Below are 251 nucleotides of genomic sequence, written 5' to 3' on the forward strand. Positions count from 1 at the left end.
GGGCAGGGCGGATCGGGGTGGCGGGGGCCGTGACTGTGGCGTGAGCCGGCGCAACCGAGGTGCGTGCTGCGGTGGGCGGTGCGGGCGGTGTCGCGGGCGTCGTCGTCGAGATGGATGCCGGTGTGGAGGCACGTGCGGCGACAGGTTGTTGCGCGGGCGGTGTCGGGAAGTGCACCGGCAGTGGCGCGGAGGCGGCGTCGGTCGAAGCCGTGGGTGCGATGCCGCCGGAGGTCGCCGCGCCGGCCTTCGCG

The 251-nt window shown here is 76.1% G+C and carries 1 protein-coding gene; it reads left to right on the forward strand.

Features of this window, described 5'->3' with window-relative positions; genetic code table 11:
• Positions 1–59 precede the first annotated feature (59 nt).
• Positions 60–251, forward strand: a 192-nt coding sequence (locus A9Z05_RS37270; RefSeq protein ID WP_218077809.1) for a hypothetical protein, incomplete at its 3' end; no start/stop codon positions are given.

This window comes from Burkholderia sp. A2, from assembly GCF_001729305.1.
Classification (GTDB): Bacteria; Pseudomonadota; Gammaproteobacteria; order Burkholderiales; family Burkholderiaceae; genus Burkholderia; species Burkholderia sola.